Source organism: Sandaracinus amylolyticus (assembly GCF_000737325.1).
Lineage (GTDB): Bacteria > Myxococcota_A > Polyangia > Polyangiales > Sandaracinaceae > Sandaracinus > Sandaracinus amylolyticus.
The window spans coordinates 2,538,598-2,562,004 of sequence record NZ_CP011125.1; the positions used below are offsets into that span (position 1 = coordinate 2,538,598).

Below are 23,407 nucleotides of genomic sequence, written 5' to 3' on the forward strand. Positions count from 1 at the left end.
GGTGGAGTGCTCGGCCGCGGAGGCGGTCTCTCAGCGCGCGGCGACGAGCCGCACGACGCTGATCTCCGATCGCGAGCCCACGCGCAGGGGCGGGCCCCAATATCCGGTGCCCTCGCTGACCCACAGCCACGTGCGCGCGACGCGATGCAGGCCCGAGAGGAACGGCTGCTCGAGCTTCACGAGCAGCCCGAACGGCTGCATCTGACCGCCGTGCGTGTGTCCCGAGAGCTGCAGCGCGACCCCGGCGCGCGCCGCGGCGTCGATGCTCCGCGGCTGGTGCGCGAGCAGCACGACCGGCACGCCCTCGGGCGCGCCCTCGAGGGCGAGCTCCACGTCGGAGCGATCCCCGAAGTGCGGCGCGATCACGTCGTCGATCCCCGCGACCACCAGCGCGGCGCCGTCGTGATCGATCACGTCGTGCTCGTTGCGCAGCACGCGCGCGCCGAGCGTCGCGACGTGGCGCGCCCACGCGTCGGCGCCGGAGAAGTACTCGTGGTTGCCGGTGACGAAGAACACGCCGTGGCGCGCGCGCAGCTCGGAGAGCGGCGCGACCCCGCGCGCGAGCGCCGCGACCGAGCCGTCGACGAGGTCGCCGGTGATCGCGATCACGTCCGGCGCGAGCGCGTTGGTGCGCGCGACGAGGCGCTCGACGAACGCGCGATCGATCGTGGGCCCGACGTGCACGTCGCTGAGCTGCACGATGCGGAACCCCTCGAGCGCTGCCGGAAGCCCCTCGATCGGCACGTCGACCTCGCGCAGCACGGGACCGCGGCGCACCCGCGCGATGCCCGCGGCGACGAGCGAGAGCGCGCCGACCGTCGCGGTCGCCGCGACCCAGCGTGCGCCGAGGAACGGCGCGCCGTCGGGATCGACCGCCGCGAGCAGCACGCGGGCGAGATCGATCGGGAGCAGCAGCACGTCGAGATAGAAGATCGTGCCGAGCCACGAGTACCCGAGCCACGCGAGCGGGGTCGCGATCGACGGGCGCACGGTGCGCGCCGAGAGGATCGCGGCGGGCACGAGCACGCCGAGCACCGCGAGCGCGACGCCGCCGAGCAGCTCCCACGGCGCGCCCCACGCGGGATCGCGGAACAGGCGCAGCCACGCGTAGCCGTGGAGCAGCGCGCTCACGCTGCCGACGACCCCGAGGAACACGATCAACCGCCGCGGTGAGATCCGCATCGCGCCAGTGTCTGGGGCGATTCGGCGCGGTCGCACGTGAAGAAACGTGACGGGCGCGGCGCTTGCGAGCGTCCCACCCGTGACCTCGGCCCAAGTGGTGGTGATCGGTGCAGGCGCGGCGGGCCTCGCAGCGGCCGAGACGCTGCGCGAGGCGGGGTGCCACGTCCTGGTGCTCGAGGCGCGCGATCGGATCGGTGGACGCATCTGGACGCACCACGAGCCCTCGCTGCGCGCGCCGATCGAGCTCGGCGCGGAGTGGGTGCACGGCGAGGCGCCAGGGACGCGCGCGCTCGCGGCACGTGCGGGCGCCGAGATCGTCGACGTGCGCGGCCAAGCGCTCCGGGCGCACGACGGACACGTCACCGATGGCTCGTCGTACTGGCGTCGCGTGCAGCGGGTGATGTCGTCGCTCGATGCGCGGCGCGTGCCCGACGGGCCGGTGGGCGAGGGCATCGATCGCGCCGAGGTCGACGAGGACGCGCGCGTCGAGGCGCGGCGCTACGTCGAGAGCTTCCACGCCGCGGATCTCGCGACCGCGAGCGAGCGCGCGATCGCGCGCGCCGAGGCGGTCGAGGGGCGCGGGACACCGGCCCGCACCGCGACGGGCTACGACACGATCGTCCGTACGCTCGCCGCGTCGCTCGGTCGCGACGCGCTGCGCCTCGGCGCGCAGGTGCGCTGCGTGTCGTGGTCGCGCGGACGGGTCGGCGTCGCGCTCGACGGAGGCCCGCCGATCGGCGCGCGCGCCGCGGTGATCGCGGTGCCGATCGGCGTGCTCCGAGCGCGCGCGCTGGTGATCGATCCCGAGCCTCCGCGCGTCAGACGCGGGCTCGACGCGATCGAGCCGGGGCACGCGGTGAGGGTCACGCTCGCGCTGCGGCGACCGATCGGCGAGCTCGTGCAGCATCCCGACGCGACGTTCGTCTTCACCGACGACGACGCGCTGCCGGTGTGGTGGACCCCGCACCCGCTCGACGCGCCGCTCGTGGTGGGCTGGCGCGGCGGGCCCGCGGCGCGGGCGCTCCTCGCGGGCGGGCTCGACGTGCTCGAGGCGCGCGCGATCGTCGCGCTTCAGCGGATGCTCGGCACGACGGCGCGCGATGCGCGCGCGCTGGTCGAGCGGGTATGGGCGCACGACTGGTCGGGCGATCCCTTCGCGCTGGGCGCGTACTCGTTCGTGCGCGCCGGCGGAATCGACGCGGCGGACGCGATGGGCGGCGTGATCGACGGAACGATCGTGGTCGCGGGCGAGCACGTCGCGGGCGGGTCGATCGGCACGGTCGAGGGCGCGATCGCGAGCGGTCGGCGCGCGGCGGGCGAGCTGCTGCGCGCGCTCGGCGCCTCGGTCGAGGTGGCGCCGCGCGCGCCGTGATCGAAAGCGCTCGTCGCCCGCGCCGCGCGGATCACACTGCGCGCATGACGAAGACGGTGCTGGTGACGGGCGCGACCTCGGGCTTCGGGCGCGCGACGGTGGAGCGCTTCGTGGGCGCGGGCTGGCGGGCCGTCGCGTGCGGACGGCGCGCGGAGCGGCTCGACGCGCTGGTCGCCGCGCTCGGCGGGTCGCGGGTCCACCCGTGCGCGTTCGACGTGCGCGACGAGGGCGCGATGCGCGCCGCGATCGCCGCGCTGCCCGACGGGTTCCGCGACGTCGACGTGCTCGTGAACAACGCCGGCCTCGCGCTCGGGACCGCGCCCGCGCAGCGCGCCGATCTCGCGCAGTGGAAGCAGATGATCGACACGAACGTGACCGCGCTCGCGACGCTGACCCACATCCTCTTGCCGAGGCTGATCGAGCGTCGCGGCGTGATCGTGAACGTCAGCTCGGTCGCGGCGACGTATCCGTACGTCGGCGGCAACGTCTACGGCGGGACGAAGGCGTTCGTCTCGCAGCTCTCGCTCGGGCTCCGCTCCGACCTGCACGGCACCGGCGTGCGCGTGACCACGATCGAGCCCGGCCTCGCGGAGACGGAGTTCACGCTGGTGCGCACGAGCGGCGACCAGGCCGCGTCCGACGCGCTCTACGCGGGCACGAGCCCGATCACCGGCGAGGACGTCGCCGAGACGATCTGGTGGGTCGCGAACCTGCCGCCGCACCTCAACGTGAACCGCCTCGAGGTGATGCCGGTGAGCCAGTCGTTCGCGGGGTTCCAGATCCACCGCGCGAAGTGAGCGCTCACGGCGCGACGTGCGCCGCGAACGTCACGATGCCGTCGCTGTCTTCGTGATCGAGCGGGCCGGCGTCGCGCAGCGCGCGCGCGACGCAGCGCGCGGTCGAGCCGTCCCCGTGCGGCCGCACCGGGTGCGCCTGGGCGATCGGGATGTCGCCGCCGCGGTTCACGAAGATCTGCACGACGACGTCCTGCGCCTGCCCGCTCCGGCACCGCTCGAGCGCGGGCGTCGCGCGCGCCGCGAGGCGATCGAGCGCGGCGCCGTCGACGTCGCCGAGCACGTCGTCGACCCACACGCGCGTCGCCCCCGCGACCGGCGCCGGCGTGGGCGTCGCGGTCGGCACGTTCCACCGCGCGGGATCCTCCGGGATCGGATCGACCGCCGCGGGCGGCGCCGGCGTCGGTGCCGGTGTCACGACCACCGGCGCCGGTGCGCTCGAGCGCGACCACACGAACGCCGCCGTGACCCCCGCGAGCGCGAGCACGAGCAGCACGATCACCACCAGCGCGCCGCCGAGCATCACGAGCAGCAGCCCGTTGCGCGCCGGCGCGGCGGGCGCCGCGATCGCGTGCGAGGGCGCCGGCCCGACCGAGCGCGCGCCCGACGCGCTGATCGGCGAGGGCATCATCACCGCGGACGCGCCGATCGACGGCGCGGGCCGGTGCGACGCGTAGGGCGACGCGCCCGGGATCGGCCGCGTCGACACCGGGCTCGGCGCGAGCATCGCCGGGGGCGTGGTCGGCGGCAGCGCCGCCATCTCGAGCGTGGTGAGCGCTGCGTCGAGCTCCGCGGGCGTCCGGAAGCGCGCGTCGGGGTCGCGCGCGAGCCCGCGGTCGATGATCGTGAGCAGCGCCCTCGGCAGGTGCGGCGCGTGCGTCGCGAGCGGGGTGGGCGGCTCGCTGAGGCGCTGCGCGATCAGCCCGTCGATCGTGGTCGCGCTGTACGGCAGTCGCCCCGAGAGCATCTCGTAGAGGCAGACCGCGAGCGCGTAGAGGTCGGCGCGCCCGTCGACGTCGCGCGCGCCGTGCAGCTGCTCGGGCGCCATGTAGTGCGGCGTGCCGAGCACCGCGCCGGTCATCGTGATCACGCTCTCGTCACCGCGCGCTCGCGACTTGCTGATCCCGAAGTCGAGCACCTTCGCGGTCTCGCTGCCGTCGTGCCCGCGCGCGAGGAACACGTTGCCGGGCTTCAGATCGCGGTGCACCACGCCCGCTGCGTGCGCCGCCGAGAGCCCCGCGAGCATCTGGCGCGCGACCGTGATCGCGTCGCGCATCGGAAGCGGCCCGGCGCGCTGGATGCGCTTCGCGAGCGACTCGCCCTCGAGCAGCTCCATCGCGAGGAAGATCTTCCGGTCGTCGCTGATGCCCGCGTCGAGCACCTGGACCACGTGCGGCGAGCTGATCGCGGACAGGATCCGCGCCTCGCGCAGGAAGCGCTCCACCACGTCGAGCGACGCCTCGCGCGACGGGTGCAGCAGCTTCAGCGCGACCGCGCGCCCGGTCACGCCGTGGCGCGCACGGAAGACCTGCCCGAAGCCGCCCGCGTCGAGCTCTGCCTCGATGACGTACCGATCGATCCTTCGCCCGACCGCGGACATGCGCGGCCCGAGTCTACGCTGTGCGCGACGTCGCCACCGGCGCTCGACGCGCGCCCGCAGCGCGCTAGGGCAGCGCCACCATGCGTCCCACCCTCGCTTGCGTCGCGCTCGCGCTCGCCGGCTGCGCCTCGACGACCCCCTCGCAGCCAACCACCCCCGCGCGCGCCGGCGTTGCGAACCGGCCCTCGGCGGCGCCCGACGGCAGCTGCCAGCTCGACCGCGCGATGGCGCTCGCCGAGGTGATCGAGGTGCCCGGGACGCGCGTGTCGCTGCGCCTGCCGCGCGTCGACGAGCTCGTCATGGTGCGCGGCGAGCCCTTCGTGGTGCACGAGTGCGGCCTCGCGATCTCGATCGACGCCGCGCCGCCCGGGCTCGCCACCCGGACGTACCTCGACGACGTGAGCCAGGCGCTGCGCACCTCGTCGCTCGGCTGCCGCGAGTCGCGCTCGTCGCAGGGCGAGACGCTGTGGTCGTGCGACGCGAACGGCATGGTGATGCGCGCGCGGCGCATCGAGATCGGCGGCACGGGCGCGCTCGTGTCGGTGCTCGGCCCCGCGGCGGACGTGCGCGCGGTCGACGCCATCGTGTCCAGCGCGCGCGTCGACCCCGCCGCGACGTACGACGCGCTCGCGCAGATGAGCGTCGCGCTGGTGCCGCCCGAGGGCATGGCCCTGCGCGAGACCTCGACCGGCGGCGCGCTCGAGTACGCGCTCGTGGGATCGGCGCTGGTCCCGCCGCGCACCCAGCCCGCGCTGGTGTGGCTCTTCGTGCCCTGGGACGCCGACGAGCAGCACGCCGACGGCAGCCCGTGGACCGATCTCGAGCTCGGGCGCTTCGTGGGCGGGCTCGTCGGCGCGAGCGATCTCGATCAGGTCCGCGAGGGCACGATGCGCGGCGGGCCGGTCGCGCCCGGCGTGTTCGAGATGACGATCGACGCGACGATCGAGGCCACCCCGATGACGGTGTGGACCTGGACGCTGCGCGACGAGCACGGCGCGTACGTCGTGATGGGCCGCTCGCCGTCGTCGGAGTCGACGCTGTGGATCGACCGCTGGCGCGCGCACGCACGCACGCTGTCGTTCATCGACTGACGCCGCGTCATCGACCGAGGCAGAGCGCGCGCTGCACCGCCGCGAGATCGTGCTCGAGCGGGACGCGCATCGCGGTCTCGCCGCGCGCCAGCTCGTGCACCTGCGCGATGCGCTGCGCGGTGTCGGGGTGGCTCGAGAGCCACGCCAGCCCGATCGCGTCCTCGGGCCGCTCCATCGTCTCGCCTCGTCGCGCACCGCCCGGAGCACGCCCGCCTCGATCGTGATCGTGACCGCGTGCGGCCGCGGATCGTCGGCCGTGGTGAGCGTGCCCCGGAACGTCGTCACCGCAGATCCACGAGCTGCTTGCCGAAGTTCTTGCCCTTCAGCATGCCGAGGAACGCCTCGGGCGCCGACGACAGGCCCTTCGCGATCGTCTCCCGGTACTTCAGCTTCCCGGTCGCGACGAGCTCGCCGAGCTCCTTCAGCGCGGCGGGCCAGTGCTCCGGGTGCTCGCTCACGATGAAGCCCTCCACGCGCAGCCGGTTCGTCAGGATGAGCTGGGGGAACGCCATCGGGATCGGCTGTCCGTCGTAGCCCGCGATCATCCCGCACACCGCGACGCGCGCGAACGGGCTCGTCCGCACCATCACCGCGTCCATCACCATCCCGCCGACGTTCTCGAAGAGCCCGTCGACTCCGTCGGGGCACGCCTCGGCGATCGCGCGCGAGAGCGACTGCAGGTCGCGGTGCTCCTTGTAGTCGACGCACGCGTCGAAGCCGAGCTCGTCGCGCACGTAGCCGCACTTCTCCGGGCCGCCCGCGATGCCCACCGCGCGGCACCCGCGCGCCTTCGCGAGCTGCCCCACGACGCTCCCCACCGCGCCGCTCGCCGCGCTCACCACGACCGTCGCGCCCGGCTTCGGCGCGATGATCTGCGTGAGCCCGTACCACGCGGTCACCCCGGGCATGCCCACCGCGCCGAGGTACGCCGAGAGCGGCACCCGCGACGTGTCCACCTTGCGCAGCGTGCTCGCGCTCACCTTCGCGTGGGTCTGCCAGCCGCCCATGCCGACCACGAGGTCGCCCGCCGCGAAGCGTCGATCGCGCGACGCGAGCACCTCGCCGGCGGTGCCGCCGACCATCACCTCGCCGAGCGGCTGGGGCGCCGCGTAGCTCTTCGCGTCGCTCATGCGGCCGCGCATGTAGGGATCGAGCGAGAGGAAGTGGTGCTTCACCAGCACCTGTCCTTCGTCGAGGTGCTCGTCGAGCGGTGCCTCGACGAGCTCGAAGTTCGCGGTCGACGCCTCGGCCTTCGGGCGAGACGCGAGGAGGATGCGCTGGTGGGTCGTGGTCATCGCGCCGGAGCATAGGGCCGGCGCCACGACCCCGTCCGCGGTCTTGCCTCGGCTGCCGCCGTTTGCGAGCGTCGCGCCCGAAAGGCAGGGGCAGCCATGACAGCACGACTCTCCAGGCAGGCATCGGGGCAGCGGCACTTGCGATGGGGGCGCGAGATCCACGCGACCCTCCGCGCGCACATCGCGCACGACGATCTCCTGAGCGACGCCCAGCGCGCGGCGCTCGACGCCGAGTCGGCGCGCCTCGGCGCGACGCTCACCACGCTCGAGACCGCGACCGCCGCGTACGGGCGCTGGCTCTCGGGCGCGCACGTCGAGTCGCGCGCGAGCCTCCGCGTCGCGAACTACGTCGCGGACGAGGCGCAGCGCGCGGTCGACGCGACGCTCCGCCCCCACCGCGACACCCTCGCGCGCTTCCTTCCCGGCGGCTGGAGCACGCTGTTCGGGGATCTCTCGCTCTCGCGCGTGCTGCGCGCCGGTCACGCGCGCACCGCGAAGCTCGCGGCCGACGGCGCGTCGATGCTGCGCAGCCTGCCGTCGTCGGTGCCGGGCGCGGGCGCGCTGCCTCCGGTGAGCGCGCTCGCCGATCGTCTCGACACCGCGGCGACGCGCATCCGCGGCCTGCTCGATCACGTCGAGCGCGAGGTCGAGCCGCAGCGCCGCCCGCTCAAGAGCGCGGTCGAGCGCGGCGTGTTCGACCTGCGCGAGGGGCTCGAGCAGATGGACGCCCGCCTGCGCGCGACGTTCCCGGCGTCGTTCATCGAGAGCCTCTATCCCGAGCTGACGCGCGGGGGGACCGCGATCGCGGACGAGCCCGACGAGGACGACGACGACACCGACCCGCCCGCGCCCGCGCCCGCCAGCTGAGACGACTGCGCCATTGTGGCGCAGTGGTCCGCCCGGAAGCGCGGAACAGCCGGCGATGAGGGCTCGAAGAGGCATCCGTCCGAGCTGACGGGTGCCTCTTCGAGTCTCGAAGAGGCGTCCGTCAGAGCTGACGGGTGCACCTTCGAGTCGCATGGAGGCGCCCGCCACGGCGGACGGGTGCTCCTTCGAGGTGCGTGGATGCATCCGTCAGCTCTGACGGGTGGATCGTGGGATCTCGAAGATGCGTCCGTCCGAGCTGACGGGTGCCTCTTCGAGCCTCGACGACGCGGTCGTCAGGTCGGACGGGTGGATCGCGGAGACGACGAGGCGCGGTCCGCGGCGCCGACGGGTGGGTCGTCTCGACACGAGGATGTGGTCGGCGGTGCCGACGCGGGGCTCGTCGACGCGCGATCGACGGGTGCGACCGGCGGACGAGCGCGGCGTCGACGCGGCTTCCCGCCGCGCCCGCATCGCGGTATGCCGGACGTCCAGGAGCGATGACGACCCCCGAGGACAAGACCACCGTCGACCACGACGCGTCCGCGCACTCGGTGCCGATGCGCGCCCAGGCGTCGCTGCTGATCTACCTGCACGGTGGCGTGAAGGTCGTGCCGCTCGAGCCGGATCGCCCGCTCGTGATCGGCCGCGCGTTCCCCGCGGACGTCGTCGTCGACGACCTCTCGCTCTCGCGCCAGCACGCGCGCATCGGCTGGCAGCAGGGGCAGCTCTGGATCGAGGATCTCGGCTCGACGAACGGCACCCACGTGCGCGGCGAGCGCATCACGACGCGCGTCTCGGTCGCGCCCGGCGAGACGGTGCAGCTCGGCGCGGCGACCGCGTCGGTGAACGTGACGGTCTCGGCCGACGCGCTGCTGCGCGGCGTGATCGCGCACGAGCGGTTCCTCGCGCGGCTCGAGGACGAGGTGCTGCGCGCGCGCACGTTCGGTCGCCCGCTCGCGCTGCTCATGGTGCGCGCGGTCGCGGTCGGCTCGGGGCACGCGGCGCGCTGGCTGCCGCGCATCCGCGGGACGCTGCGACCGATCGACACGATCTCGCTCTACGCGCCCGGCGCGGTGCTCGCGATGCTGCCGGAGACCGATCGTGAGCAGGCGCATCGCGTGGCGTCGTCGCTGGTCACGCCGGCGCTCGGCGAGCCGCCGCTGGTGTGCGGCATCGCGACGTGGCCCGAGGCGCGCTCGGCGCAGGAGCTGCTCGATCGCGCGCGCGACGCGGCGCGCGCCGCGACTCCGTCGAGCGCGGTGAGGCACGCGAGCGGACAGGAGCCCGACGCCGCGTCGCGCAGCGTCGTGGTCGCGTCGCCGGCGATGCGCGAGGTCTACGCGCTGGTGCGCAAGATCGCGGGCTCGTCGATCCCGGTGCTGATCCAAGGCGAGACCGGCGCGGGCAAGGAGGTCGTGGCGCGGGCGATCCACGCGGAGTCGCCGCGACGCTCGCGCCCGCTGCGCTCGATCAACTGCGGCGCGATCCCCGCGACGCTGATCGAGAGCGTGCTCTTCGGGCACGAGAAGGGCGCGTTCACCGGCGCCGAGCGCGCCGCGCCGGGGCTCTTCGAGCAGGCGGACGGCGGCACCGTGATGCTCGACGAGGTCGGCGAGCTCAGCGCCGCCGCGCAGGCCGCGCTGCTGCGCGTGCTGGAGACCAAGCGGGTCACCCGCGTCGGCTCGGTGCAGGAGATCGAGTGCGACGTGCGCGTGGTCGCGGCGACGCACCGAGACCTCGAGCAGATGGTCGCCTCGGGCACCTTCCGCCGCGATCTGCTGTACCGGCTCAACGCGATGACGCTGCGCGTGCCGCCGCTGCGCGAGCGCCCCGAGGAGATCGACGTGCTCTCCGAGCTCTTCCTCGAGGAGGCGAGCAAGGCGAGCGGGCTCGCGGTGCGCACGTTCGACCCGCAGGCGCGCGCGCTGCTGCGCAGCTACGCGTGGCCGGGCAACGTGCGCGAGCTGCGCAACGTGATCGAGCGCGCCGCGCTGGTGTGCGCGGGCGACGCGATCCGCGCCGAGGATCTCGGCGAGCGCATCACGCACGTGGAGAGCGCGCCGCCGCCGAGCTCGCCCGGGGTCTCGGTGCCGGCGCGCGCCGACGATGCGGACGCGGACTTCAAGGACCGCGTGCGCCAGTACGAGACCGAGCTGATCCTCGAGGCGCTGCGCCGCGCGGGCGGCAACCAGACGCAGGCCGCGAAGATCCTGCGCATGCCGCTGCGCACGCTCGTCCACAAGATGAAGTCGCACGGCATCCGCAAGCTCTGGGCGGGCGCCGAGGGCGACGACGACGAGCTGGGCGAAGAGGACGAGTGATGAAGACCAAGGTCGGTGTGGTGCAGATGACGTCGACCGGCGACGTCGAGGCGAACCTGCGCACGGTCGAGCGTCTGGTCGGCGAGGCGGCGGCGGACGGCGCGAAGCTGGTCGTGATCCCCGAGTGCTTCGCGTACCTCGGCCCCGAGAACGGCAAGCTCGAGATCGCCGAGGAGCTGCCTTCCCCGGAGGGCTCCGCCCCCCTGTCGACCCCCGGCCGCGCTGCGACCCCGGGCGGTCCGATCCTGGCGCGGATGGGCGAGCTCGCGAAGCGCAGCGGCGCGCAGCTGGTGCTCGGCGGGTTCTGGGAGAAGGGCGCGAGCGCCGGCAAGGTGCGCAACGCGTGTGTGCACGTCGACGAGCACGGCGCGGTGCGCGCGGTGTACCGCAAGATCCATCTCTTCGACGTCGACCTGCCCGACGGCACGAAGCTCGAGGAGTCCGCGACGGTCGAGCCGGGCTCGGAGCTGGTCGTCGCCGACGCGCCGTTCGGCAAGCTGGGACTGAGCGTCTGCTACGACGTGCGCTTCCCCGAGCTCTACCGCGGGCTCGTCGATCGCGGCGCGATCGCGCTGGCGGTGCCCGCGGCGTTCACGCTGACGACCGGCAAGGATCACTGGCACGTGCTGCTGCGAGCGCGGGCGATCGAGGCGCAGTCGTACGTGCTCGCGGCCGCGCAGACCGGGCACCACTTCGGGCAGCGCCGCAGCTACGGCCACGCGCTGATCTGCGATCCGTGGGGCACGATCCTCGCGGAGTGCGGCGAGGGCGAGGGCTTCGCGACGGCGTGGATCGACACCACCGTGGTCGAGAAGGTGCGCGGGAGCCTGCCCTCGCTGCGCCATCGAGTGATCGGCGCGACGCGCTGAGACTCGGGGGGATGCACCGCAAAGGGCCGCGGAGGGCCGCAGAGATGGTGCAGGAGGATGTCCTGCGCGCTCTCTGCGGCTCTCTGTGATCTCTGCGGTGGATTCTCGATCGGCTCAGCGCCGGACGGTGTGCACCACGACCTCGCGGCCGCGTCGCGTGCGCGGGAAGGTGCGCGGGCGGACCAGCGGCTCGACGCACGGCTGGAGCTCGGGCGGGGTGACCGAGACGGTCTGGATCGCGCCCTGCTCGTCGATCATCAGCGCGATGCGCGCGGACGGGAGCGGGTCGCCCTCGGCGCGCTCGAGGCAGCGGCGCAGGCGCGCCTGCACCGGGGCCATCACCGCGTCGGTCATCTCGGTGGTGATCGCCTCGGGGAGATCCGCGGCGGGCTCGGGCGGAGGCTCGGGCGCGGGCTGCCGCGGGGGCGGCGTCGCCGCGGCCGGCGCGGGCTCGGGCGTCGGCGGCACGAGCGCGTGTGCGAGCCGCTCTCGCACCGGCGCGGGCGCGAGCGGATCGTCGGCGAGGCCGCGCACCGAGTCGAGCCGCGCGGGCGCGAGCGCGAGGATCGCGCGCGCCGCCGCGGCGAGCGCATCGATCATGCGCGCGTCGGTCGCGTCCGCGTGATAGAGGCGCAGGAAGCGCTCGATCGGCGGGAGCGCGCGGGGATCGCCGAGCGCGGCGAGCCCCTCGAAGAGCCCCGGCAGCTCGTCGACCGGCGTCGCGGGATCTTCGAGGTGGGTGACGAGGTACGGCAGCGCCTGGCGCAGGCGCATCGTCCCCGCGGCGCGCGCGAGCGCCGCGATCGGCGGCGCGGGGCGCTGCTCGAGGTACGACGCGCCGCCGCGCAGCGCCGCGAGCACGTGCTGCTCGCCCTGCGCGCGCTGCGCGACCTGCTCGCACGCCGCGGTGCGCGCCTGGGAGGTGTCGGTGCGATCGGCGCACAGCGCGACGAGCTGCGCGGTGACGTCGGCGCTGGGATCGCGCGCGAGGAAGCGGATCGCGAACGCGCGGCCCGCGCCGATGCGCACGTCGTCGAGCGACGCGATCTGGTGCAGCTGCTCGCGCAGCGGCGCCGCCGGCGCGGTGGTGCTCGCGTCGGGCACCGCGAGCCCGTCGGCGCGCACGTCGGCGGCGCGCACCGGGACGCCGAGGCTCGCCTCGAGGCGAGGGCGACCGTCGCGCGCGCCGAGCAACGAGATGCGCCCGTCGTCGGTGAGCACGACGATGCCACCGGGCACCGCGTCGGCGCCGACGACGTCGTGCTCGCGATCGTGCACCCACCGGACCTCGTCCTCGCCCGACGCGAGCCCGAACACGAGCCGGTAGAACACGAAGTAGAGCGCGTCGTCGGCGAACGACGCGGGCTCTCCGTCGGCGAGCGACCACGCGAGGCGCACGCGGTTGCGCGCGCTCTCCGCGTTCATGCGCGGCTCGTACGCGTCGGGCAGCAGCGGCGGCTGTCCGGGCAGCGGACGCCCGCGCGGCTCGATGCCGGCGCGGCGCTGTGCGCGCTCGTCTTCGAAGAGCTCGGCGGTGACCGGGTACAGGCGGTGCTGTCCGACCATCACGCGCCCGCCGTCGTGCATCGCGTGGCCGAGCACGCCGTGCTCCATGCGCAGCCGGAGCCGCTCGACGCCGGTGGTCGCGTCGAGGATCGAGAGGCGCTGGTGGCCCCACGGGACGAGCACGAGCGCGCCCGCGACCGCGGGGCTGCCCACCGAGAGCGAGAGCTCGTGCGACCACGCGACGCCTCCGTCGCGCACGCCGACGACGTAGCCGAGCGGGGTCTCGCCTTCGCCGCGCGCGAGCGCGACGACGAGCGTGCCGGCCTCGCCGTCGGCGCCGACGAGGTGGAGATCCTCCTCGTCGAGCGCGAGCACGCGCCCGCCGTCGGCGAGCCTGCGGACGACGACAGCGTCCGCCTCGGTCGTGACGACGTGCTCGCCTGCGACGATCGGCGTCGAGCGCGCGTCGGTCTCCACGCGCCAGCGCTCGCGTCCCGCGCGCAGATCCCAGCACAGCAGGCCGGGCGGCGAGGTCGTGACCGCGACGATCACGGGATCGGCGGTGCGCGGCGGCGTCTGCGCGAGCTCGCGCATCACGCCGCTCATGTGCGGCTCCTGACGCTCGGGGTACTGCGGCTCGAACGCGCCGCCGCCGCACGCGGCGAGCGCGCACGCGAGCACGAGGATCGCGCGCCTCACTGGGTCACCTCCGGCGCCGCGGCGTCCTCGGTGGCGAGCGCCTGATCGATCGCGCGTCGCACCGGGTCGTTCTCGGGGAGCGTCGCGCCGACCTCGCGCAGCACGCGCGCCGAGAGCGGGCCCTCGAGCGCGGCGAGGCGCTGCACGATCGCGAGCTTCGTGGGGCGCTGCACGTTCGCGCGCTCGAGCAGGATGCGCAGCGCGGGCGCGCTCGCCTCGAGCGCCGTCGCGTCGAGGCGGCGCAGGAAGCGCGCGACGTCCTGCGCGCTCGCCTGGGTGCCGAAGAGGATCGCGGCCTCGGGCACGCCGCGCAGCGTGGCGAGCATGACCGTGTCCATCACGCCCTGCGCGCCGACCTCGCCGAGCGCGACGGCGGCGGCGGAGCGCACCTCGGCCTCGGGGTCGTCGAGCAGATCGGCGAGCGCGCTGCGCGCGTTGGCGGATCGCGATCGCACGAGGCCGCGCGCGACCTGCGCGCGCACCGCGCCGCGCCGGTGGTGCGCGAGCGTGAGCAGCGCCGAGACCGCGGGCGGCGATCCGTTCTGCACGAGCGACTCGATCGCGCGCGAGAGCAGCGGCGCGGGCAGCCCCGCGTCGATGCGCGCGGCGAGCTGGGTCGCGAGCGCGCGATCTCCGGGACGCGCGGCCGCCGTGATCGCGCGCTCGATCTCGACGGGGTCGGTGGCCTCGAGCGACTGCCCGGCGGCCGGCGTGACGAAGGTGAAGAAGAAGAAGGCGAAGCAGAGCACCAGGGCGAGATCAACGCGTCGACGCATCCATTCTCCTCGGCTCCCCGCCGCAGCGTACCCGAGACGCGGGAATGGAGGTGACGGCGACACGCATCGCATGGCAGATCGGCACGAGACCGATGCGATTCCTCTTCGACTTCCTCTCCCCGTACGCGTACCTCGCGTGGTCGCGCATCCACGGCGTCGCGGCGTGCGCCGGGCGCGAGGTCGAGCCGGTGCCGGTGCTCTTCGCGGGGCTGCTCGGCGCGCACGGCACCCGCGGGCCCGCGGAGGTCGACGCGAAGCGGCGCTACCTCGTGCGCGACGTGCTGCGCATCGCGAGCGCGTGGGACGTGCCGATCGCGGCGCCGCGCGCGATCCCGTTCCGCTCGCTGACCGCGCTGCGGCTCACGTCGATCGAGATGGATCGCGCGACGCGGCGCGCGCTGATCGATCGGCTGTTCGCGGGCGCGTGGGCGCGCGGTGAGGACCTCGCGGATTCCGAGACGCTCGCCGCGATCGCGCGCGAGGTCGGGCTGGGCGACGACGCGCTCGCGCGCGCGGAGTCGTCGGAGGTCAAAGCGTCGCTGCGCCGCGTGACCGACGAGGCGATCGCGGCGGGCGTGTTCGGCGTGCCGACGGTGCTGGTCGACGGCGAGATGTTCTGGGGCTGCGACTCGTTCCCGCACCTCGAGCGCTTCCTCGCGGGCGAGCTCGCGGTCGATCGCGACGTGCTCGCGGCGTTCGACGCCGCGCCGGTGGGTGCGCGGCGCAGCGGCGCATGACTCTCCTCGGCATCGCCACGATCGCGCCACGACGGGTCGGCATGCTGGGCGGTGGATGCTGCGGCGGTGGAGCGTGATGCTCGTGGGCGCGGCGGTCGCGGCGTGGGTCGCGGCCGCGGTCGCGATCGAAGCGCGCGGCGCGCGCGTCGCGCCCGAGGGCGCCTACGACGCGATCGTCGTGCTGGGGTGCCGCGTGAACGAAGACGGGCGCGCCTCGCGCGTGCTCGCGCGCCGCGCCCGTCGCGCGGCGTCGCTGTGGCTGGACGGGCGCGCGCCGCTCGTGGTGCTGACCGGGGGCGTCGGGTCGCATCCGCCGAGCGAAGCGCGCGCGGCCGCCGCGATCCTGCGCGAGCGCGGCGTGCCCGACGACGCGATGATCCTCGAGGAGCGCTCGACGTCGACCGCGGAGAACGCGCGGTTCGCGCGCGCCCTCACCGACGCGCGCCGCGTGCTGATCGTCACCGACGGCTTCCACGCGACGCGCGCCGCGCTCGTCTTCGCGCGCGAGTTCGACGAGGTCGCGGTGTCGCCGGTCACCGCGGGGCCGTGGGTGCGCACCAAGGGCGCGCTGCGCGAGGTGCCGCTGCTCGTGCGCGACTGGGCACTGCGGTGACGACGACGCTGTGCTGACGGACGTGACGAGGCCGCCCGACCTCGCGCGAGGTGGGGCGGCCTCCGTCGTGGGGATCGTGGGCGATCAGCTCGCGCTGCGCGGAGCGCGCACGTCGAAGCGGATCACGACCTCGTCGCGGATGAGGTCGTCGGGCATGCCCGGGTACACGATGCCGAAGTCGCGGCGGTTGATGGTGAACTCGCTCTGCGCGCGCACGCCCGTCGGCTCGACGGAGACGATCGCGGGGAACGAGACCGCGCGCGTCGTGCCGCGCATCGTGAGGTTGCCCGTGACGGTGTGGGTCGCGGGCTGACCGCCCACCTGGCCCTCGCCGCCGGCGCGCACCGCCGTCGACTCGAAGGTCGCGGTCGGGAACTGAGGCGCGTCGAAGAAGTCGGGCGTGAGCAGGTGCGTGGAGAGCTGCGCGGGCTCGATGCTGAGCGACGCCATCTGCACGGTGATGCGCACCGCGCTCGCGGTGACGTCCGCCGGGTTCAGGTCGATCGTGCCGGCGAAGTCCGAGAACGACCCGTCGTGGGTCGCGGTGATCTTCGCGCCGGTGAAGCCGACCGACGACGACGCGCGATCGATCTGGAGGGTCTCGCGCGCGGCGGGCGCAGCGGCCGTGGGCTCGGCCGCGGGCGCGGCAGCGGCGGCGGGCTCGGCGACGGTGGCGGTCGAGACGCCTTCGGTGTGATCGCTGCCGCACGCGGCGAGCGCGAGAAGCGAAGCGAGGGCGAGCGCAGTGCGATTCATGTCCAGCTCTCCTTGGTGCGCCGACTCTGGGGCCCGGTGGGTCTCGACGGAAGTGATGGTTTTCGACGGGAACCATCGATGCGATCGATGGTTCCCGTCGCGTGCTCAGGAAACCGGGCGGATCACGTCGATCAGGCGCCCCAGATCGTCCGCGCCGTGGCCTGCGTCGACGCACGCGCGCATCCACCCCTGCATCGTGGTGAGGAGCGTGGTGTCGGTGCCGGACTCGCGGCTCGCCTCGATCAGGTTGTCGAGCGCGAGGACCTGCATCGCGAGGCTCGAGCCGCCCTCGAACCGGCGGGTGTCGACCGACGTCGCGATCGCCGGCACGAGGCCGTTCATCGCGTGCAGCCACGGCACGAGGAGGCCCGCGAATTCCTCGGCCGCGACGCCGCCGTGGCGCGCCATCGCGATCGCCTGGAGCGCGCCCGCGAAGAGCCCGCACATCCCGGTGAGCAGCGCGAGATCGAGCAGCGCTGCGCGCCCGGGATCGTCGCCGACGAAGCGCGGCGCGCCGAAGCGCGCGAGCACGTCGCGATGCTGCTCGAACGCGGCGGCGTCGCCCGCGTAGAGCACGAGCGCGTGCGGCGCGCCGATCATCTCGGGTGTCGCCATGATCCCGCCGTCCACGTAGCGGACGTCGTGGTCGCTCGCCCAGCGCGCCATGCGACGCGCCTGCGCGGGCGTGCCGTTCGTGAGGTTGACGAGCGTCTTGCCGCGCAGGCGCGTCGCGAGCGGGTCGAGCACCGCGCGCGTCGCGTCGTCGTTCGAGAGGCAGACGACGACGAGATCCGCGTCACGGATCGCGTCGTCGGGCGTCGCGGCCCGCGTGGCGCCGAGCGCGTCCAGCGACGGAGCCTTGCCCGGGGTGCGGTTCCACACCGCGACCGACGCGCCGCCCTCGAGCTGCACGCGCGCGAGCTCGCTGCCCATCGCGCCGAGGCCCAGCATCGCGATGCGCGTCATGCGCCCTCCTTCGCCGGCACGCCGAGGCGCTGGCCGAGGCCGCCGTCGATCGCGAGCTTCGCGCCGGTGGTGAACGTCGCGTCGAACGCGAGGAAGAGCACGGCGCGCGCGACCTCCTCCGGGCTCCCGTTGCGGCCCATCGGCGTGACCGAGTCGCCGAGCGCCGCGAACGCGGCGCGCTCCGCCGCGCCCAGGCCCGCGACGCCCTTCGTCGGCGTGTCGATGAACCCGGGAGACACGCAGTTGACGCGGACGCGGCGCGGCAGGAGCTCCGCCGCGAACGACGACGTGAACGACACGAGGGCGGCCTTCGTCGCGGAGTAGACGGCCATGCCGGGCTCACCGCCGGTGTCGGCGACCGACGACGTCAATACGATCGCGCCTCCGTCGCGCACGATCGGCGCGATCGCCTGCACGGTGAAGAACGCCCCGCGGGTGTTGACGGCGAACTGCCGGTCGTACGACTCGGGCGTCACCTCGTGGACGGGGCCGAGCTCGGCGATGCCCGCGTTGACGAAGAGCAGATCGATCACGTCGAGCCGCGATCGGGCCTCGCGCGCGAGCGCGGCGACGTCGGAGAGGCTCGAGACGTCGGATCGGAGCGCGTGACCGCGCGCGCCGAGCCTCTCGGCGGCGGCGCGGACGTTCGCCTCGTTGTGGCCGGTGACCAGGACCTCTGCGCCGCCCGCGATCAACGCCTCTGCGGTGGCGAGCCCGATTCCGTGCGTTCCGCCGACGACGACTGCGCGCCGGCCCTTGTAGCGATGGATGCTGTCGACCATCGTCGTGGTCTACGCGCGCCGACTCGGCTCGAACATGTCGCAGTCGTGGACGCATCGTTCACGCGCGTGGACTTCGCTGCATGCTGAATCTCAACGACGTGCACCTCTTCGTCCAGGCCGTGGACCGCAATGGCTTCACAGCTGCAGCCCGCGCGCTGGGGATCCCGAAGTCGACGATGAGCAAGCGGATCGCCGCGCTCGAAGAGGCGCTCGGCGTCACGCTGGTGCACCGGAATTCGCGGCGGTTCGCGCTGACCGACGTGGGGCGCGAATTCCATCGACACGCATCCGCGATGATCGTCGAGGCCGAGGCCGCCGAGCGAGTCGTGAAAGGGCGCTTGGCGGAGCCGAGCGGACTGGTGCGAATCACGTGCTCGATTCCGACCGCGCGGCGATGGATGGGTGAATTGTTGCCGGAGATCGCCAATCGATATCCCGCGCTCCGCGTGTCGCTGCACGCGACGGATCGATTCGTCGATCTCGCGTACGAGGGATTCGATCTGGCGATTCGATCGCATTTCGGCGATCTGCCGGACTCCGATCTCGTGCAGCGGCGCGTCGCGGTGGATCCGTTCTGGATCGTCGCGTCTCCGGACTACCTCGCTCGACGGGGGACTCCGGCGCATCCGTCGGAGCTCGCGGCGCACGACGCGCTGCTGGTCGACCCGGCGCGCCCGCAGTGGCGGCTCGAGGGCCCGCGCGGCGCGACGCTCGAGGTGCGCCCGGTCGCGCGGATGTTCGCCGACGATTCCCTGGTGCTCTCTCGCGCGGCGGCCGGCGGTCTGGGGATCACCGTGCTGCCGAGCCAGCTGTGCCGCGCCGAGATCGAGTCGGGCACGCTGATGCGCGTGCTCCCGGCGTGGACCGCGGGGAAGGTGACGACGACGATCCTGACGCCGAGCCGCCGCGCAATGCTGCCCGCCGTGCGCGCGGTCTCGGACTTCCTGGCGACGCGCATGGCAGAGCGCGCCTGACGCGCGCGATCAGGTGCGCAGCAGCGTGAGGTGCGGCGCCGGGGCGAGCGCGGCGAGGTGGCCGCTCTCCTCCGCGACGAACACCCAGCCGCGCTCGTCGACGTGCATCACGTCGGGCACGAGATCGCAGGGCAGGGCGCCGCCGATCGAGCTGCCGTCCGCGGTGCGCAGCACGTGCACGGTCGCCGCGGGGACGAACAGCGCGCCGCCGCGCAGCACCGGGTCGAGCCGGCGCGGCACGTCGTCGCTGACGGGGTGCGCGAGGTTGCGCGACCAGAGCGCCTCGCCCGTCGCGAGATCGAGCGCGTGCACGCTGCCGCGAGGCGTGTTGATCACGAGCGCGCGATCGAGCGCGAGCGCCGCGCCGCCGATGCCGAGGCCGGGATCGGGGCTCGACCAGCGCAGCGCGCCGGTCCCGGGATCGAACGCGACGAGCGAGCCGCGACGGCCGCCGCCGACCGCGACCACGGCGAGCGATCCCGCGGCGATCGGTGCGCTGACGCAGGGCCCGCCGAGCGCGCGGCGGAAGCGCTCGCGGCCGCTGTAGAGATCGAGACCGACGATCTCGCCCTCGCCGCGGCCGGGCTCGCCGGTCACCGCGATCACGGTCTCGCCGCAGACCAGCGGGCGCAGACAGAAGCGCGTGCTCGCCGTGTGCCGCCACGCGACCTCGCCGTTGACCGCGTCGATCGCGTGGACCGCTCCGTCGCCCGCGACGACCAGCAAGAGACGGCCGCTGCGCACCACCTGGAAGTCGCCCGCGCCGCGTCCCGAGAAGCGCCAGCGCAGCTCGCCGGTGCGCAGATCGACCGCGGCCAGGCGATCGCGTCCTTCGGCGATCACCGCGGTCGGCGGGATCGGACCGCCGGAGACGACGAGCCCGGCGGGCGGGCCGCCGAGGCGCGGCGCGAGCTTCGTGCGCAGCAGCGCCTCGCCGCTGCCCACGTCGCGCAGCTCGACGAGCCCGTCGAGCCCGAGCCGCACCAGCGCGGTCCCCGCGAGCATCGCGAGCGCGCCTGCGCCCTCGCGCTGCCAGATCACCTGACCGTCGTCGCGATGGAGCGCGAGCACGCGGCGCGGCGTCGCGACCACGAGGCGATCGCCGCAGAGGAACGTCGTCGCCGCGTCGAGCCCGTCGATCGCGGCGCTCCAGCGAGGCGTGAAGCGCAGGTGCCCCGGGCTCGTGGTGCTCGCGACCGTGCGCGGCGCGTCGGGCGGCGACGACGCGCGCAGGCGATCGGGATCGCCGTTGACGAAGCCCTCGGTGCGCGAGCGCGCGCGGACGGTGCGGCGCAGGCGGCGCACCTCGTCGCGGAGCGCGGTGATGCGGAGGTTGCGCGTCTGCGCGCGATCGACGCCGACGAGCGCGCGCACGAGGTCCGATGCGATGCGCAGGATCGGCAGGGTCGCGCCGGGGAGATCGAGCGCGGGGATCGTCACCACGCCGTCCTCGTCGCTGCCGAGCGTGAGCGCGATCTCGCCGTCCTTGTCGCGGCGCAGGCCGATCACGAACCCGCCCGAGCGCAGGCGCACGTTCATCGTGCGCTCGTTCTCCGCGGCCTCGATCAGCGCGCGCACCGCGCTCACCATCCGCTGCACCGCGAGCATGATCGGGCCGCGCGCGAGCGGGATGCGACGGCCGCGCACCCACGCCCAGAGCGCGCCGCCGAAGAGCATCGCGTGCACGTCGGCGTGCGCGACCACGTCGCGCGGGCTCTCGGGCGACGCGAAGATCGCCGCCTCGAACCCGAACGAGAGCGGCTGCTTCTCGCCGGGATCCTCGAGCGCGCCGCCCATGCGGCGGGTCGCGCAGAGGCCGCTGTCGGCGTCGGCGGCGATCACGACCTCGGTCGCGCGCTGCACGAGCCGCGCGCCGAGCTCGCGGGTCCACGGATCGTCCTCGCCATCGAGCCGCGCCGCGAGCGCGCTGCTCGTCGCCTCGAGGAGCGCGCGCAGCGGCACGCGTCGATCGAGCACCACCACGTCGGGCGTCGAGTCCGTGTGGTAGTAGGACACGAGCACGTTCGCGCCGCGCCGCAGGATCGCCCACTCCGCGGGGTGCGCGGTGATCGGCAGCAGCGACTTGCGCCGCGTGCCCTCGGCCATCGCGAGCAGCGCGCCGAGCAGGTCGCCGAGCGCCGGGAGCTCGGTGAGCGGAGCGTCGCCCGTCGCCGCGGCGCCGAGCAGGAGCGTCAGGAGCGAGCCCTCGGTGGCGAGGGGAAGAGCCTTCTCGTCGTCGTGACGCGGCCGCGGGTGGAGCTGGATCACCGTCATCCGTGCATCGCCTCGTGCGCTCTCGGTGCGTCGCTCGTGCTGATCGACGACCCGTGCGAATCGTAGGTAGGCGCACGTACGCAGATCCATTTTTCGCGCGTTTTCGTCGCTTGTTTGACGGCGCGCGCGAGATCGGGATCCGTGCGCGATCCGATGTCGATCGCGCGCGCAGAAGAGAAGGACGCGTTCGTCGTCGCGGTCGTCGCGGTGATCGTGCGCGACGATCCCGACGGCGCGCGGCGCGTGCTCGCGATGCGACGCGCGGCCACGAAGGACGCGGGCGCGGGCATCTGGGAGACGTGCTCGGGGCGGCTCGAGGCGGACGAGCAGCCGATCGACGCGGTGACGCGCGAGGTGCGCGAAGAGACCGGCCTCGAGGTGCGCGTCGATGCGACGCCGATCGACGCGTATGCGATGCGACGCCGCGAGCGACCGATGGCGCTGATCGTCTACCGCGCGGCGTGGATCGCGGGCGAGGTGCGGCGCTCGGACGAGCACGACGCGCACGCGTGGTGGACGCTCGCCGAGGTCGAAGCGAGCCCGATGCCGACGCGCCTGGTCGAAGCGGTGAAGCGCGCGCTCGCGCGCTGACTCAGCCGACCTCGAAGCCGGCGTCCTGGATCGCGGCGACGAGCGCGTCGCGTCGCACGTGCTCCTCGCACTCGACGGTCGCCTTGCCGATCTCGACGTCGTAGCGGCGCACACCGTCGACGAGGCGCAGCGCGTCCTCGACGGCCTTCACGCAGTGCCCGCAGCTCATGCCCTGCACCTGGAGGTCGACCTTCTTCATGCCCGAGCGTCTAGTGCTCGGAGAGCACGCCGTCGAGCACCGCGAGGAAGCGCGACGCGGAGAGCTCGCGCGCGACGAAGCGCGGTCCCGCAGTGGCGAGCTGCGCGCGCAGCTCGCGATCGTCGAGCGCACGATCGATCGCATCGGCGAGCTGGGGCGACGCGAGGACCACGTCGTCGAGCGCGAGGCCGGCGGTCGCGCGCGGCACGCACACGGCCGGCACCCCGCGCGCGAGCGCGTCGATGAGCTTGATCGGCAGCCCGCCTTCGGACTCGCGCGGGACCACGACGAGATCCGCTGCCGCGTGGAGCGCGCGTCGCTGCGCTTCGCTTCCGTCGAGCGCGACGACGCGTCCCGGCGCGTCGCGCGTGTCGCTCGCGGTCGCGACGACGAGCTGCAGCGCAGGGCGCCGCGCACGAAGCGCGGCGAACGCCGACCACAACGCATCGAGGCCCTGATAACGATCGAGGTTGCCCGCGTAGAGCAGCACCTCGTCGTGCGCCGCGAGGCCGAGCGCGGCCCGCGCCGCGACGCGCTCGTCGGGCGTGATCGGCGCGGCGAGCGCCCACGGGATCGGGAGCCAGCGCACCTCGCGATCGGCGAGCGTCGAGAGGGTACGCGCGAGCACCGGAGACACCGCGAGCGCGGCGTCGGCGCGGCGCACCAGCGCGCGATCGAGCGCGTCTCCCGCGCGCATGGCAATCCCTCCCCAGCGCGCCGCGAAGTACGTCGGGAGCTCGGGGCCGAGCGCGGTGTGCGCGACGAAGACCACTCTCGGCGCGCGCGCCATCAGCGCCGCGCCCGCGGCTTCGACGTGGTGCGCGACGACGATCTCCGGTCGCGCCTGCGCGATCGCGCGAGCGAGCGCGACGTCCTGCGCGATCTTGGCGAGCGACGGGCCCGAGCGCAGCGAGCGATCGCCGTACGCGCGTCGCAACCGCAGGTGCGTGAAGCGCGGCGGCTCGCTCTCCGCGGCGCCGTGCGCGTAGGTCAGGAGGCGCGCGTCGCGATCGGCATCGGCGAGCGCGCGCATCATCGCGGCGATCGCGGCCTGCGTGCCCTGGGGCGAAGGGAAGGGCAGCGCGGCGACGTGCAGCACGTCGGCCGAGACGTGTTGCTCAATCGACACGCGGCGCTCAGTCG

At 74.3% G+C, this 23,407-nt stretch carries 22 protein-coding genes and 1 pseudogene; 10 read left to right on the top strand and 13 right to left on the bottom strand.

What is annotated here, in order from left to right; all coding sequences use genetic code 11:
• Window positions 1-30: 30 nt before the first annotated feature.
• Complete coding sequence (locus DB32_RS10645; RefSeq protein WP_053232313.1) at window positions 31-1,182, bottom strand: metallophosphoesterase; 1,152 nt, start codon at window positions 1,180-1,182, stop codon at window positions 31-33.
• Between the two features lie 46 nt (window positions 1,183-1,228).
• Between DB32_RS10645 and DB32_RS10650 the strand changes: the two genes are divergently transcribed.
• A complete protein-coding gene (locus tag DB32_RS10650; RefSeq protein WP_075097502.1) occupies window positions 1,229-2,554 on the top strand; it encodes a flavin monoamine oxidase family protein in 1,326 nt (441 codons plus the stop codon).
• Window positions 2,555-2,598: 44 nt separating this feature from the next.
• Window positions 2,599-3,351, top strand: a complete 753-nt coding sequence (locus tag DB32_RS10655) for an SDR family NAD(P)-dependent oxidoreductase (protein WP_053238761.1) — start codon at window positions 2,599-2,601, stop codon at window positions 3,349-3,351.
• A 4-nt stretch (window positions 3,352-3,355) separates the two neighbouring features.
• Here DB32_RS10655 and DB32_RS10660 read toward each other — a convergent pair whose 3' ends face one another.
• The gene (locus tag DB32_RS10660; RefSeq protein ID WP_053232315.1) at window positions 3,356-4,948 is read right to left on the bottom strand and encodes a serine/threonine-protein kinase; all 1,593 of its coding nucleotides are present in this window, start codon (window positions 4,946-4,948) and stop codon (window positions 3,356-3,358) included.
• Window positions 4,949-5,028: 80 nt separating this feature from the next.
• Between DB32_RS10660 and DB32_RS10665 the strand changes: the two genes are divergently transcribed.
• A complete protein-coding gene (locus DB32_RS10665) occupies window positions 5,029-6,039 on the top strand; it encodes a hypothetical protein (RefSeq protein ID WP_053232316.1) in 1,011 nt (336 codons plus the stop codon).
• A 7-nt stretch (window positions 6,040-6,046) separates the two neighbouring features.
• On the opposite strand, the gene DB32_RS46590 is transcribed toward DB32_RS10665, so the two are convergent.
• Window positions 6,047-6,214 (bottom strand): hypothetical protein, encoded by a 168-nt coding sequence (locus tag DB32_RS46590; RefSeq protein WP_157068936.1) that lies wholly within the window; start codon window positions 6,212-6,214, stop codon window positions 6,047-6,049.
• Between the two features lie 106 nt (window positions 6,215-6,320).
• A complete protein-coding gene (locus DB32_RS10670) occupies window positions 6,321-7,334 on the bottom strand; it encodes an NADP-dependent oxidoreductase (protein WP_053232317.1) in 1,014 nt (337 codons plus the stop codon).
• A gap of 96 nt (window positions 7,335-7,430) precedes the next feature.
• Between DB32_RS10670 and DB32_RS10675 the strand changes: the two genes are divergently transcribed.
• The 3 genes from DB32_RS10675 to DB32_RS10690 all read left to right on the top strand — a co-directional run bounded on the left by DB32_RS10675 (window position 7,431) and on the right by DB32_RS10690 (window position 11,391).
• A complete protein-coding gene (locus tag DB32_RS10675) occupies window positions 7,431-8,201 on the top strand; it encodes a hypothetical protein (protein ID WP_157068937.1) in 771 nt (256 codons plus the stop codon).
• 497 nt (window positions 8,202-8,698) lie between these two features.
• Entirely contained in the window at window positions 8,699-10,522 is a 1,824-nt protein-coding gene (locus tag DB32_RS10685; RefSeq protein ID WP_053232320.1) for a sigma-54-dependent Fis family transcriptional regulator, read from the top strand.
• The gene (locus tag DB32_RS10690) at window positions 10,522-11,391 is read left to right on the top strand and encodes a carbon-nitrogen hydrolase family protein (RefSeq protein ID WP_053232321.1); all 870 of its coding nucleotides are present in this window, start codon (window positions 10,522-10,524) and stop codon (window positions 11,389-11,391) included. Before DB32_RS10685 ends, DB32_RS10690 begins: the two co-directional genes overlap by 1 nt.
• A 114-nt stretch (window positions 11,392-11,505) precedes the next feature.
• Here the strand turns inward: DB32_RS10690 and DB32_RS10695 are convergent, their stop codons facing one another.
• Together DB32_RS10695 and DB32_RS10700 are read right to left on the bottom strand one after the other, a co-directional pair.
• Window positions 11,506-13,596 (bottom strand): outer membrane protein assembly factor BamB family protein, encoded by a 2,091-nt coding sequence (locus DB32_RS10695; RefSeq protein WP_053232322.1) that lies wholly within the window; start codon window positions 13,594-13,596, stop codon window positions 11,506-11,508.
• Window positions 13,593-14,372, bottom strand: a complete 780-nt coding sequence (locus DB32_RS10700) for a HEAT repeat domain-containing protein (protein ID WP_169791408.1) — start codon at window positions 14,370-14,372, stop codon at window positions 13,593-13,595. The genes DB32_RS10695 and DB32_RS10700 overlap by 4 nt, the downstream gene beginning before the upstream one ends.
• Before the next feature lie 92 nt (window positions 14,373-14,464).
• Between DB32_RS10700 and DB32_RS10705 the strand changes: the two genes are divergently transcribed.
• Together DB32_RS10705 and DB32_RS10710 are read left to right on the top strand one after the other, a co-directional pair.
• Window positions 14,465-15,109, top strand: coding sequence for a 2-hydroxychromene-2-carboxylate isomerase (locus tag DB32_RS10705; RefSeq protein ID WP_169791409.1), 645 nt, complete (start codon window positions 14,465-14,467; stop codon window positions 15,107-15,109).
• Window positions 15,110-15,164: 55 nt separating this feature from the next.
• Window positions 15,165-15,722: a YdcF family protein gene (locus tag DB32_RS10710; protein ID WP_083457301.1), complete on the top strand. Its 558-nt coding sequence runs from the start codon at window positions 15,165-15,167 to the stop codon at window positions 15,720-15,722.
• An 84-nt stretch (window positions 15,723-15,806) separates the two neighbouring features.
• Here the strand turns inward: DB32_RS10710 and DB32_RS10715 are convergent, their stop codons facing one another.
• From DB32_RS10715 to DB32_RS10725, 4 genes and pseudogenes are all read right to left on the bottom strand, one after another.
• Entirely contained in the window at window positions 15,807-16,478 is a 672-nt protein-coding gene (locus tag DB32_RS10715) for a YceI family protein (RefSeq protein WP_053232325.1), read from the bottom strand.
• A 105-nt stretch (window positions 16,479-16,583) separates the two neighbouring features.
• A complete protein-coding gene (locus tag DB32_RS50150) occupies window positions 16,584-17,009 on the bottom strand; it encodes an imine reductase family protein (protein ID WP_338054958.1) in 426 nt (141 codons plus the stop codon).
• Window positions 17,001-17,456 (bottom strand): annotated as a pseudogene (locus DB32_RS50155) (NAD(P)-dependent oxidoreductase); the annotation flags it as partial. The pseudogene DB32_RS50155 and the gene DB32_RS50150, both read right to left, overlap by 9 nt.
• Complete coding sequence (locus DB32_RS10725; protein WP_053238763.1) at window positions 17,441-18,214, bottom strand: SDR family NAD(P)-dependent oxidoreductase; 774 nt, start codon at window positions 18,212-18,214, stop codon at window positions 17,441-17,443. The pseudogene DB32_RS50155 and the gene DB32_RS10725, both read right to left, overlap by 16 nt.
• Window positions 18,215-18,306: 92 nt before the next feature.
• Between DB32_RS10725 and DB32_RS10730 the strand changes: the two genes are divergently transcribed.
• Window positions 18,307-19,200 (top strand): LysR substrate-binding domain-containing protein, encoded by an 894-nt coding sequence (locus tag DB32_RS10730; RefSeq protein ID WP_053232327.1) that lies wholly within the window; start codon window positions 18,307-18,309, stop codon window positions 19,198-19,200.
• A gap of 9 nt (window positions 19,201-19,209) precedes the next feature.
• Here the strand turns inward: DB32_RS10730 and DB32_RS10735 are convergent, their stop codons facing one another.
• Complete coding sequence (locus tag DB32_RS10735) at window positions 19,210-21,474, bottom strand: PQQ-binding-like beta-propeller repeat protein (RefSeq protein WP_157068938.1); 2,265 nt, start codon at window positions 21,472-21,474, stop codon at window positions 19,210-19,212.
• Between the two features lie 141 nt (window positions 21,475-21,615).
• On the opposite strand from DB32_RS10735, the gene DB32_RS10740 reads away from it, so the two are divergent.
• The gene (locus DB32_RS10740; RefSeq protein WP_157068939.1) at window positions 21,616-22,065 is read left to right on the top strand and encodes an NUDIX domain-containing protein; all 450 of its coding nucleotides are present in this window, start codon (window positions 21,616-21,618) and stop codon (window positions 22,063-22,065) included.
• Between the two features lies 1 nt (window position 22,066).
• Here the strand turns inward: DB32_RS10740 and DB32_RS10745 are convergent, their stop codons facing one another.
• Window positions 22,067-22,264, bottom strand: coding sequence for a heavy-metal-associated domain-containing protein (locus tag DB32_RS10745; protein WP_053232330.1), 198 nt, complete (start codon window positions 22,262-22,264; stop codon window positions 22,067-22,069).
• A gap of 10 nt (window positions 22,265-22,274) precedes the next feature.
• The gene (locus DB32_RS10750) at window positions 22,275-23,393 is read right to left on the bottom strand and encodes a glycosyltransferase (RefSeq protein WP_169791410.1); all 1,119 of its coding nucleotides are present in this window, start codon (window positions 23,391-23,393) and stop codon (window positions 22,275-22,277) included.
• Window positions 23,394-23,407: the final 14 nt, after the last annotated feature.

What these genes read in the sequence shown, in the direction of transcription:
- DB32_RS10645 (WP_053232313.1), bottom strand. Translation starts at nt 1,182, where the DNA reads ATGCGGATCTCACCGCGGCGGTTGATCGTGTTCCTCGGGGTCGTCGGC.
- DB32_RS10655 (WP_053238761.1), top strand. Translation starts at nt 2,599, where the DNA reads ATGACGAAGACGGTGCTGGTGACGGGCGCGACCTCGGGCTTCGGGCGC.
- DB32_RS10660 (WP_053232315.1), bottom strand. Translation starts at nt 4,948, where the DNA reads ATGTCCGCGGTCGGGCGAAGGATCGATCGGTACGTCATCGAGGCAGAG.
- DB32_RS10665 (WP_053232316.1), top strand. Translation starts at nt 5,029, where the DNA reads ATGCGTCCCACCCTCGCTTGCGTCGCGCTCGCGCTCGCCGGCTGCGCC.
- DB32_RS46590 (WP_157068936.1), bottom strand. Translation starts at nt 6,214, where the DNA reads ATGGAGCGGCCCGAGGACGCGATCGGGCTGGCGTGGCTCTCGAGCCAC.
- DB32_RS10670 (WP_053232317.1), bottom strand. Translation starts at nt 7,334, where the DNA reads ATGACCACGACCCACCAGCGCATCCTCCTCGCGTCTCGCCCGAAGGCC.
- DB32_RS10675 (WP_157068937.1), top strand. Translation starts at nt 7,431, where the DNA reads ATGACAGCACGACTCTCCAGGCAGGCATCGGGGCAGCGGCACTTGCGA.
- DB32_RS10685 (WP_053232320.1), top strand. Translation starts at nt 8,699, where the DNA reads ATGACGACCCCCGAGGACAAGACCACCGTCGACCACGACGCGTCCGCG.
- DB32_RS10690 (WP_053232321.1), top strand. Translation starts at nt 10,522, where the DNA reads ATGAAGACCAAGGTCGGTGTGGTGCAGATGACGTCGACCGGCGACGTC.
- DB32_RS10700 (WP_169791408.1), bottom strand. Translation starts at nt 14,372, where the DNA reads ATGCGTCGACGCGTTGATCTCGCCCTGGTGCTCTGCTTCGCCTTCTTC.
- DB32_RS10705 (WP_169791409.1), top strand. Translation starts at nt 14,465, where the DNA reads ATGCGATTCCTCTTCGACTTCCTCTCCCCGTACGCGTACCTCGCGTGG.
- DB32_RS10710 (WP_083457301.1), top strand. Translation starts at nt 15,165, where the DNA reads ATGCTGCGGCGGTGGAGCGTGATGCTCGTGGGCGCGGCGGTCGCGGCG.
- DB32_RS10715 (WP_053232325.1), bottom strand. Translation starts at nt 16,478, where the DNA reads ATGAATCGCACTGCGCTCGCCCTCGCTTCGCTTCTCGCGCTCGCCGCG.
- DB32_RS10730 (WP_053232327.1), top strand. Translation starts at nt 18,307, where the DNA reads ATGCTGAATCTCAACGACGTGCACCTCTTCGTCCAGGCCGTGGACCGC.
- DB32_RS10735 (WP_157068938.1), bottom strand. Translation starts at nt 21,474, where the DNA reads ATGACGGTGATCCAGCTCCACCCGCGGCCGCGTCACGACGACGAGAAG.
- DB32_RS10745 (WP_053232330.1), bottom strand. Translation starts at nt 22,264, where the DNA reads ATGAAGAAGGTCGACCTCCAGGTGCAGGGCATGAGCTGCGGGCACTGC.